Genomic DNA, 10,312 nt, shown 5'->3' with positions numbered 1-10,312 from the left:
CCACACCGATAACCGTTACACCCCCGCCAACGCAGCGCGCGGGCTCAGCGGTTCGCAGCCGGGGCTACCTCATGCCTGGCACTTCGCCTTCACCGCTCCCGCGGCGTGGTGGGCGTACGTCCGCTTCGACCCGTCCCAGTCGCGCCCCCTGGTGAGCAGCTGAACGGCGAGCTTGGCCCCGTTCACCTTGAAGGAGCCCACGGTCACCCACCCTCCGCGGTTCGCGACCTGGCTGACCTGGAAGCTCCCGACCGGGGTTCCCTTGGCGACCTCGAACCTGTCGAAGACGCGGTAGTACGTGGGACTGCCGCCCACCGCGGTGATGTCGCCGTTGGGCACGAACACCGAGACCGTGCACGTTCCGGCGGTCACCGGACCCGTGTTGAACGTCCACAGGCCGTACGCGCTCGGGTCGTCCTTCGCGGCGTCACCGGACATCGGGATCGAGGTGAACGCGCTGCCGCAGCCGCCGCCGTGGTCGACCCAGCCCTCCTTGCCATCGCGGTACATCCCGACGCCGTCGAACCGGGTGCCGCTGCCACAGCCGGGGCCGGCCGTCGCCTCGTACGTCACCGGCTTCGCAGGCGGTGGCGCCTGGGGGTTTCCCTGCTGGTTCTGGTTCTGCGCGGGTGGGGGCTGCTGACCGGGTACCACCGGCTGTCCGGGCGTGCCGGGCGGGCCGGGGACGGTCTGCCCGGCGAGGTCACCGGACGCGGTGCCGTCGCCGTTCTTGCCGGGGACGGAACCGTTGGGCGGCGTCACGCCCTCGTTGCCGTTCTCCGTCTGGGGTGCCGCCAAACCGGGCACGAACCCGCCGTCGGGCGAGGGCACCTGGGCGTAGCCCGCGTTGTTCGGGCCGCTGCCCGGTCCGCTGTCACCCGACAACGTGCCGAACGCCACCGGCAACACCACCAGCACGGCACCGGCGACCGCCGCCGCGACGACCATCGGCCTGGACACCCGGCCGGTCTTCTCCTCACCGGTCGCCGTGCTCGTCTCGACCACCACCGGTGCGGCACCGGCCGCGAGCTTCCTGGTGACCGGCGCCGCGGCCGCGGCCTCGGCCGGTGCCACGGGGATGACCGGCGACTCCGGCTCCACCACCGCGGCGGCTACCGCGACGCCCGCTGGCTGCTGAGGCTCCGTGGACATGCTTGCTCCTGCTTTCTGTGCCGGCCGCTTGGAACGCGCGGCCTAGACCGAGTGCCGCCTGGTGTTGTTGATGACGTTGGAGGTGTTGTCGTGCTCCGCGTTCTGGATCTTGGCCGCCATGCCCTTCGCGACCATCTCCTGGTTCGCCACGACCTCACCCGTTCCGATGAGAGCGCTCTCATACTTCTGCACCACGGGTTCGAGGTTCTGCCGGATCTCCTCGCCCATCGTGTCGTCACCGCACGCCTCGACCAGCAGGGTTCTCCGGTCCAGGCTGAGCTTCGTCATGGTGCCGATGAAGCCACCGACGATCTCGAACCCCTCGGCGACGGCGGCGATCACCCTCGGATCGGCGCTGTAGTCGTTTGCCATCTCTTCCGTCCTATCCCGTGGTGGTGGTCGTGCCCTGGCCCCGGCTCCGGTGCCGGCCCCGGTTCCCGCCGAGCACCTCCGTGCCGCCGAGGACCACCGGGCCCTGGACCTCCACGCTGTCGCTCATGATCACGATCGACGGGCGCGTCGCCGGGCGGCCGCGCCTGCCGAGAACCCCTGGCGCCACCGACGAATCCGTGCCCCACGTCCGCTCGTCCTCGGCGATCCACGTGTCGCGCTCGCGGTCGTTCCCCCGTGCCCCGGCACCGAGCGCCGACGGGCCGAGCGGCCCGCCGACCATCCCCTTCGGACCATCGGCCGGTGCTCCGCCCACCACGGGCACCGCGGGCTTGCCGGTGGGGCCGAACGGTGACGGCGGCACGTTCGACGACATCTCGATCCGGCTCCCGCCCTCGACCTTCAGGCCGGTGCCGTGGAGGTTCGCCAGGTCGCTCTTGGCCAGCAACTGGTGCTGCGATCCCTGCGGTGCCTGCGAAGGCGGGGTGCGCAACGACCTGAGGTGCCGTTCCAGCGGTGACTCCCCACCGCTCGCGCCGATCTTCGGCGGCGGCTCGTAGGGGTTGCGGACGCGGTCCTTCTGCTCCAGCCGGCCGGCGCCCCTCGGTCCGATGATCTCGCCGTTCGCGTTCACCCTCGACCCCGGTGGCACGATGATCGGCCTGCCGTCGCGCCCCAGCACGACCTTGCCGTTGGGGCCGATGACGGTGCCGTTCGGGGCCACGTAGGAGCCTCCCGGCACCTTGAGCACCAGGTTCGGGCCACCGAGGACCGGACTGCCGCCGCCCGGTCCGCTCACGACCACTGTGGACGGTGGCGGTGGCGGTGATGGCGCCGCGTACGCGGTGACGTTGCCGTCGTCAGGAGATCCCTGACCACCACCCGAACCGGGTCCGGTCCCGCCTGGGTCGTCCGCCCCGCCAGGCCCGGAGAACGTCGGTCCGGCCGGCTGCACGATCGACGGCAGGTACCTCATCGCCACCCGGTAGGCGGTGTCCAGCAGTCCGGCGGCACTCGCGCCGGGGCCGTCCAGCAGCCCCATCTGGTGGTCCAGCCAGACCTTCTTCGCCGCGCTCTCCAGCGTGAGCCACGTGGCCGCGCTGTTGACGCCGCCACCGAGCCGTTCGCTGGCCGGGTAGTTCTCCGCGCCGGGCGTGGCGTCCACCTGCCGGCTCTTGAAGTCCTGCTGCAGCTCGGGCGCGTTCCAGATCGCCGCGAGCACTCCCGCGGGCCACGCCAGCGCCGAACCGGGACCGGAGACCCTGAACCCCAGCCCGGTGTCGTAGCTGAACGTCTCACCGCCGGTCCAGCGCAGGTATCCGTTGTCGAGCAGGCCTCCCGCGTGCTGGAGCAGGCCCTTGGCTTCGAGCAGCGCGTCCCACGCCGTGCGTTCCCTGCTGAGCTGCGTCACCAGATCAGCGCACCGGTCGGCGAGACCGTCGAGAGCAGTCCGGAAAGCGCCGGCGCCCCGGCCCTGGAAGTCGTCGCCGGGAGCACCGACCCGGTCCCGCCACCGGTGCAGCGGATCGACCTGAGCGGTCAGGCAGGCGGCGGCCTCCCGCAACGCGGTGGCCGCCCGGTCGAAGCTCGCCCAGCTCGCCACCGGGTTGGGGTTGGCGCCGGAGTTCCCGCTGGGGCTCATGGACTTCAGGATCTTGTCCATGTTCCCGAAGAACGGCGCGATCGCCGAGCTCAGGCCGGGGTCGACGTTGGCACCACCGTAGAACGTCCGGGTGGAACCGCCGTTCGGCACGGTGACCACGGCCGAGAAGTGGTCCGACGTCGACGGCGGCCGGTCCCCTTCGACCACCCCGGCGGACCACGTCAGCCACCGGGGCGCGGTGACGCTGGTGGGGTCCGGTACCTCGGGGTAGTCCCCGCCGTTGCTGAAGATGTTCAGCGTCTGGTGCCATCGCCACGTGCGCGTGTCCGGCCCGCCCAGCGACGCCGGACCCGGTGGTGCCTCGTTCGGCATCCTGGTCAGCTCCTCCGGCGGCCGAAGGCGTCCGAAGGCGCCTCGTCCCAGATCGCGGCGAACGCGGCGTCGAGCTCGCCGCCGCCCGCCATGGCCGCGCGCAGGTCGGTGCGCTCGTCCACGAGAGGGCCGAACACCTCCACCGCGGCATCGGCCATCTGCGCACGGGCCCGGCCGAGCACGTCCACCAGCACGTGCGCGAGCTGCTCCGGGTGCATGTCGCGGTACTTCGAGGTGTTGAACTTCAGGCCCACCACCGCGTTGTTCGCGTCCACCGTCACCGAGACCATCCGGTCCGCGGAGGTCACGGTCGCGCGGCGCGCGGCGAGCTCGGCCTTGGCCGACTCGATCCGGTCACGCTGATCCCTCAGCGTAACCATGGCCTGGTGCAGCTGTTCCTCCAGCCAGTCGGCCATCGCTTCCTCCGTGTCCGTAGTTGTGGGAGCCGGGTCCTGCCTGCGATCCGACGCGGCCTCGCCTGCGCCGCCCGCCGAGCACCGACGGCGGGAGCTTCGGGTCGGTGCCCCAGGTCTCCTCGTCCTCGGACAGCCAGGTGTCCCGGTCGCGTTCGCCCTTGTTCTGGTCACCGGCGCCGGCACCGGCGCCCATGCCACCCGCGGTCGGCGGGTAGAACGGCACACCGCCCATGCCGTTCGAGCCGGCCGGAGCACCCTGCGGGTTCTTGTTGAGCGACGACCCGCCTTCCGTCGCAACCGGCTTCGGCGCGGGCGGGAGGTCGGTCAGCTGCGGCCCGCTGCCGGGCAGCCCGTTGGAACCGAAGGAGGTCACCGCGCTCTTGCCCCCGAGGCCCAGCGACCTGCCGGACAGGTCCGGCAGCGACCGCGCGTCCGGGCCCGGCAACGCCGTCGGCAACGACACCGGCCGGTCGCGCAACGACTTCAGGTACCTGTCCAGCTCGGACTCCTGAGCGGGGTCCCGCTTGCTCAGGTCCGGCCGCGCGACCCGGTCCTTCTCCACGAGCTTCTTGCCGTTGGGACCGACGATCTCGCCGTCCGGGTTGATCCGGGAACCCGGCGGCACGATCACCGGCCGGCCGAGCTTGTCGACCATCGGCTTGCCGTCCGGGCCGCGCACCGTCCCGTCCGGATCGATCTTCGACCCGGTCGGCACCTTGAGCACCGAGTTCGGGTCCGGCGGTTTGGGACCGGTGTTCGGCCCCAGGTTTCCCTTGTCGCCGCCCTTGTTCGACCCGCCCGGTCCGGAGCCGCCACCGAGCTGCGGCGGCGGTGGAGGAGTTTTCGGCCCGCCGTCCTTCTTGAGGTCGGGCTTGCCCGGCCCGTTCTCACCGGTACCCGGAGGCGGCGGTGGACCCTGCGGACCGCCTTGCGGCCCGCCCTGCGGACCCGTCTTGGGCTGGAAGAGGTTCAGCTTCCTCGGCGTCACGATGCTGGGCAGGTGCAGCGTGGCGGTCTGGTAGACCTTGGTGAGCTCGGCGATGGCGTGCTTGGCGAACACGTCCACTGTGGCCTCGAGGTGCTGCTCCCAGCAGCTCTTGGCCGCGGCCTCGATGCTCGCCCAGAACGCACCCTCGTTGACCCCGGCCTTGATCGCGTTGTTGTACGGGAACCAGTCCAGGGTCTCGCCGGCCTTCTGCCACAGGTCGAGCTCCGTGGCGTAGACGTCCTTGGCCGGCAGCATCGCGCCCTGGAACCACTCCTGCCGCCAGACAGCGGCGAGCGCGCCCGCGGGGGTGGCGAAGTCCGCGGCCGTGCCGGAGATCAACCGGTGCGAGCCGTTCATCACGACCGGGTAGGTCTTCGAACCCGAGGAGTTCCACTCGGTGTAACCGTCGGCGAGGACGTTGACCGCCCAGTCGAGACCCGCGCGCCCCTCGTTGACGCCCCAGTTCACCGTCGGGTCCGCGAACTGGGGCCGGTCCCAGGTCATCTTGTCGGTCCCCGAACCGGTGGCGTAGTTCAGCGAGTCCCACGCGAACTCGGGGTTCTCGCTCTGGCCCAGGTGCACGCCCATCTGCCGCACGATGTGCTCGCGCTGGAACACCATCCCGTCCAGCGCGTTCCAGAACGCCCCGGCGCCGGCGCCCTGGAAGTCGTCCCCCTTGTGCCCCACCTTGTCGCGCCACGCCTTCAACACCCCGGCCTGGTCGTTCAGCACGTTCGTGGCCGAGGTCAGCGCTTCCGCGGCGCGGTAGAAGGAACCCCGCTGGGCCACCGGGTTCTCGCTCGTCATCAACGAGTCGACGATGGCACGGGCGTTGCCGAGGAAACCTTCCATCGGCTCCTTCAAGCCGTCCTGGTTGATCCGGCCCACGCCCCAGTACGTCGTCGCGTTCGTGTTGGTGTAGATCTTGAAGTCGGCGACCGGTTCCTTGCCGCCCGCTCTGGGTTGCCGCCAGTGGTCGGCGGACAGCCACGACACCGCTGTGACGGTGTCGCGGTTCTGCACCTGCTTGCACTCGATCTTGGCGTTCTTGCCGTGGAACGCGTTGAGCGCCTGCTCCCACGTCCAGCCGGCCCCGTCCTCGCCGCCGATCAGGCTGTCCACCATCGAGCTCAGCTCCCGCCGGTGCCGGATCCGCCGTTGCCACCGGTGCCGTTGCCACCGGTGCCGTTCCCGCCGGTGCCGTTTCCGCCGGTGCCGTTTCCGCCGGTGCCCGCGCCGGTCGTGGGCCGGAAGATCTCGCTCAACTGGTTCGTGTTCAGCTCGGTGGTCATGCTGAGCGCTTCCTCCTCACCGGTTTCCGCGATGCGCACGACCTCGTTGATGTTGTCGTTCAGGTCCTTGATGTAGGTCCGCATGCTTTCGATCTGGGCGTACAACGTGGGAGCGGTTCCGCTCGCACCCTGGTACTTGTCGCCCAGCTGCTTCGCCGCGAGCCACATCTCGTTGCCGGGCAGCAGTCTGCGGTTCTCGCCGGACACTCCGCCCTTGGTGAGCGCCAGCTCGGCGATGCCGTGGTTCCCCTCCAGCTCGCCGAGCATCTTCTCCAGCTCGACCTGGAACGTCCTGAGAAACGCCGGTGTGATCTTGATGTCACCGCTGTTCGGCTCGCCAGCCACGGCTGCCCTCCTCGTCCTCGGCGCGGTTCGCGGTCAGCGGCCCTCGAACTTGCCCTTGATCTGCAGATCGGTGACCGTGTAGTTCTCGTAGGCCATCGACAGGGTCATGTGCGCCTTGTCGAAGCTGTTCGCCATCGCCCCGAGGGTGAGGTTCCAGTTCCGCTGGCAGTCGTCGTAGGCGTTGGAACCGGTACCGACCCACGAGTCCCTCATCGGCCTGAGCGAGTCCCAGAGGGTGTCCAGCTCCTTCTGGAGGTCCCTGGTGTGCTGCTTCATCTGGTCGGCCAGGTGCGGGATGTTCCTGCTGGCCGAGAAGGACCCGTCGTTGGGCTGCGTCATGGCCGTTCTCCTTCGTGTGCTCTGAGTGGGGTCAGGCGCCGGTGACGCGCTTGAAGATGTTGTCGCTCACGTCGCCGAACGCGCTGACGGCGAGCACCGTGGCGTCGTCGTCGGTCGTGGTCATCTGCGTGTCGCTGGCCTGCACGAGGTCGCGGATCTTGCCGAGCTCCTGCAGCACCTTCCAGTAGCTCTCGAGCCAGCCGTCCATGCTGCGGACGAACGTGGCACCCGCCCCGCCCGTCCAGTCGCCGCCGTGCAGCTGGTCGCGGATCTGCTGCGCCTTCGCGCGGATCTTCTCGCAATCGACCATGCTGTTCTCGATCGCCGAGACACCGGAGGACATCCCGGCGGTGCTCTTCTGGATCGACGGAACGAGCGTCTCGCTCATCGGTCGTTGTCCTTCCTGTCGGCTGCGCGGAAGCCGTCGTCTGCGCGGCGTTCCAGGAGAAGGACACCAACCTTCGAGCCGCGGGACCATGCGGAACCACTGGCAGAAGTTGACCTCAGGTTCCTCCGGTCAGGTTCCGCAGGTGCTCGCCGCGGGCAGGACCGCACCGCCGTTGCGCAGCGTCATCGGGTCGAGCGGCGCCCCGGTCGGCAGCAGCGCCAGCAGGGTCGTGGGCAGACCGATCGCGACCGCGGAGTCGTAGCCGAGCGCCTTCGCACCCTCCGGCGGCACCGGGTACTTCACCCCGGTGTCGGTCACGAGGTACAGCGCGTCACCGACCCGGCCGGACGCGGCGGCGGCCTTCACGAGAGCACCGGTGCCGGGCCGCACCGCGATCCGGTCGACCTTCGTGCACGGCGCCGTGACACCGGGCTGGCTGAACGGGGGCTGCCCGTCCTCGGTGACGCGGTCGGTCAGCGCGATCTGGGTCCGCGCCGTGCCACCGTCCGGCAGGACCACCGCGCAGAGGCCCTGTCCCGTGTGGACGGCCACCGCGCGCGGTGGCCGCACGGGCGATGGTGCCTCGTTCTTGGACAGGTGCTCGCCGATCACCCGGCCGGGCAGCTGGGTCACCGTGACCTCGCCGCCGCCGTACGCTGCCGCGCGCACCTGCGGGTCCGCGGTGAGCAACCGCACGTCGAGCTGGGAGATCGGGGTGAAGCCCGAGGTCGTGAGGACGTAGGTCTCCGCCGGTCCGCCGGCCACCGAGTAGATGCGGCCGATCTTGGACTCCACCGCGCCGAGGCGGGGTCCTGGCGTGCCCAGGCCGGCGATGGCCCTCGGTCCGAAGTCGGGGCCCGCGGGCAACGCGTCCAGCAGCGCCGACGGCACCTCCGCGGGCTGGAGCACGCCGTCCAGCGCGTCGAGCGCGCCCCGGTCCGTCAGCACCCGGTGGCGTTTTCCACGCCACAGCAGGGAGGTCGCACCATCCTTGGTTCGCACGACGGCGGCCTCGTCCTCGCCGAGCGGCTTGGCGTTGCCGTCACCACCGACGCGCAACGAGGTCGGCCCGGCCTGGTCGCGGCCGATCGACGCGCACACCTGCCACGGGTCGGAGGCCAGCGCGGGCAACGCGTCCGGAGCGCCGATGATGCCCAGCGGATCACCGCGCGGCACGTCGCGGAGCGACTTCTCGTCGAGGTGCTTCACCTTGAGCTGGCCGCCCGCCTTGAGCTTCGCGGAGGCGAAGTTCAGCACCGGCAGCAGCTTGCCGCCCGCGTACAGGAACCTCGCCCCCGTCGTGTCCACCACGACCAGCGTGCCGTCGACCTTCCACGTCTTGTTCGCACCCGGCGAGACCAGGCCGAACAGCAGCATGGCGAGGCAGACGACGGTGGCGATGAGCCCGCCGATCGTGCTGCCCCGGTAGGTCCGGTGCAGCGGGCTCTCCGGTGCGTCGGGGTCGATGCGCAGCAGCGCTGACGTCAGCCTGCCGAGCATGAACCGGTGCGCCTGGACCTGGTCGGTCTTGGAGTTCACGATCAGCCCCCGATCCCGCGCATGAACCCGAACAGACCGAGCAGCCACAACGCGAGCGGCAGCAGCGACAGCGCGGCGAGGCTCTCGGCGATGTCACCGAGCCGTCCCCACTGCGGCAGCAGCCTGCGGCCCGGCACCGTCGCCCTGGCCACGACCAGCAGCGACACCACCGCGAAGAGCGCGCCGGCCAGCACCAGCGGACGAGGTGACTCCAGGTGCCAGGCCAGCAGCAGCCGCACCAGGCCGTACACCCCCGGCACGATCACCGACAGGCGCTGCCACAGGCTGCCGAGCGCACGTCCGTGCACCAGCAGCAGACCACTCAGCACCGAGGTGAACGTCACCGCCTGCCAGGACGTGTCGCGCAGCACGAACTCGGCCGAGACGGCGCAGGCGAGTCCGATCGCGACGAACAACGCGGTCACGTAGGCGTCGGCCACCCGTCCCTTGCCGACGACCTCGGCGCCCGCGTGCGGTTCGATGTCCTCCTGCAGCTCCTCCGCGCTGGTGGGCAACGCGGGCAGGCGCAACCCGGCGAGCCGGAAGGCGATCCTCGGCACGAACGCGCCGAGGAGGACCGCGGCCACCGCGACGATCGTCGCCGCACCGGACGCGCTCGCGCCGGTGACCATCATCACCAGCGCCCCGGAGGCGCAGAGCAACCCGAACGCCGCCACCGAGACGAACACCGGCGCGGCACCGGCCACGGCGGCCAGCCCGAGCGCGCCGGCCCCCGCACCGGCCACGCAGGCCGCCAGCAGCCGGGCGCCGGTCAGCACCGGTCCCTCGGGTCCACTCGGGACGATGAACCCGGCCAGCCCGACGAACGGCACCGCGGCGAGCGCCAGTGCGAGCGCCGCTGCCGAGTCACCCATCGCGCGGGCCAGGGTCGCCGCGCACACCAGCAGGAACACCCCCGCGAGCGCGGCACCGAGCAGCGTCGGCCACGTCGCCGGTGCCGCGGCCAGCAACCCGAACCCGACCAGGGCGGCCACCAGGGAGCAGCCGAGCAGCGTCCACCGGCTGGCGTCCGGGCTCCACGAGTCGGACCGGGCCCGCGCCTCGGTGGAGAGACCGTCGATGATGTCGTCGAAGTGCACCGGTGGCAGCTGTGCGCGCCGGGGCAGCAGGTGCAGCGTCTCGCCGTCGCGCAGCTTCAGCGCGTCGACGGTGGCCTCCTGCTCCAGCGGTGACCCGCCGAGCCGCTGGAGCACCCAGCCGTCGTGGTCCAGCCCTTCCTCGCCGAGGTTCTCCCCGGCGTAGCCGAGGATCGTCGGCATCAGGTCGATCAGGGGGATGTCCACCGGCACGGCCAGCTCGAAGCTGGTGGAAGGGGCCCGCACCCGGAGTTTGCACAGCCCGGAAATGGTCGCCATGGCACACGCTTTCGGTCGGCGACCTACGCCTGGCTCACGAGTGAACCATCGCGCGGTCGGATTTCGTCACCTCATGCGGAGCTGCCACCACAGCACGTCCAGAGGGAAGGAA

Annotated in this window: 10 protein-coding genes; all 10 read right to left on the bottom strand. The window is 70.9% G+C overall.

The features are described from left to right. Positions 1-69: 69 nt before the first annotated feature. The 10 genes from ADL03_RS30340 to eccD all read right to left on the bottom strand — a co-directional run bounded on the left by ADL03_RS30340 (position 70) and on the right by eccD (position 10,200). The gene (locus ADL03_RS30340; RefSeq protein WP_053737003.1) at positions 70-1,152 is read right to left on the bottom strand and encodes a hypothetical protein; all 1,083 of its coding nucleotides are present in this window, start codon (positions 1,150-1,152) and stop codon (positions 70-72) included. A gap of 42 nt (positions 1,153-1,194) precedes the next feature. Then, the gene (locus ADL03_RS30335) at positions 1,195-1,524 is read right to left on the bottom strand and encodes a hypothetical protein (RefSeq protein ID WP_053737002.1); all 330 of its coding nucleotides are present in this window, start codon (positions 1,522-1,524) and stop codon (positions 1,195-1,197) included. A gap of 10 nt (positions 1,525-1,534) precedes the next feature. Then, positions 1,535-3,517, bottom strand: a complete 1,983-nt coding sequence (locus ADL03_RS30330; protein ID WP_053737001.1) for a hypothetical protein — start codon at positions 3,515-3,517, stop codon at positions 1,535-1,537. Between the two features lie 5 nt (positions 3,518-3,522). Then, positions 3,523-3,933, bottom strand: a complete 411-nt coding sequence (locus ADL03_RS30325; RefSeq protein WP_197288769.1) for a YbaB/EbfC family nucleoid-associated protein — start codon at positions 3,931-3,933, stop codon at positions 3,523-3,525. After that, complete coding sequence (locus ADL03_RS30320; protein WP_053737000.1) at positions 3,872-6,046, bottom strand: hypothetical protein; 2,175 nt, start codon at positions 6,044-6,046, stop codon at positions 3,872-3,874. The genes ADL03_RS30325 and ADL03_RS30320 overlap by 62 nt, the downstream gene beginning before the upstream one ends. Positions 6,047-6,051: 5 nt before the next feature. Then, positions 6,052-6,558, bottom strand: a complete 507-nt coding sequence (locus ADL03_RS30315) for a hypothetical protein (protein WP_063798751.1) — start codon at positions 6,556-6,558, stop codon at positions 6,052-6,054. 33 nt (positions 6,559-6,591) lie between these two features. Next, on the bottom strand, positions 6,592-6,897 hold the full coding sequence (locus ADL03_RS30310; protein ID WP_053736999.1) for a WXG100 family type VII secretion target: 306 nt from the start codon (positions 6,895-6,897) through the stop codon (positions 6,592-6,594). A gap of 31 nt (positions 6,898-6,928) precedes the next feature. Beyond that, entirely contained in the window at positions 6,929-7,285 is a 357-nt protein-coding gene (locus tag ADL03_RS30305) for a WXG100 family type VII secretion target (RefSeq protein WP_053736998.1), read from the bottom strand. 129 nt (positions 7,286-7,414) lie between these two features. After that, positions 7,415-8,824: a type VII secretion protein EccB gene (gene eccB / locus ADL03_RS30300; protein ID WP_053736997.1), complete on the bottom strand. Its 1,410-nt coding sequence runs from the start codon at positions 8,822-8,824 to the stop codon at positions 7,415-7,417. A gap of 2 nt (positions 8,825-8,826) precedes the next feature. After that, on the bottom strand, positions 8,827-10,200 hold the full coding sequence (gene eccD, locus ADL03_RS30295; RefSeq protein WP_053736996.1) for a type VII secretion integral membrane protein EccD: 1,374 nt from the start codon (positions 10,198-10,200) through the stop codon (positions 8,827-8,829). Between the last annotated feature and the right edge of the window lie 112 nt (positions 10,201-10,312).

The organism is Nocardia sp. NRRL S-836 (assembly GCF_001279525.1).
In the GTDB taxonomy this organism is placed as follows: domain Bacteria; phylum Actinomycetota; class Actinomycetes; order Mycobacteriales; family Pseudonocardiaceae; genus Lentzea.
The sequence above is the reverse complement of the archived record's forward strand: the minus strand, read 5'-3'. Positions and strand labels throughout refer to the sequence as shown.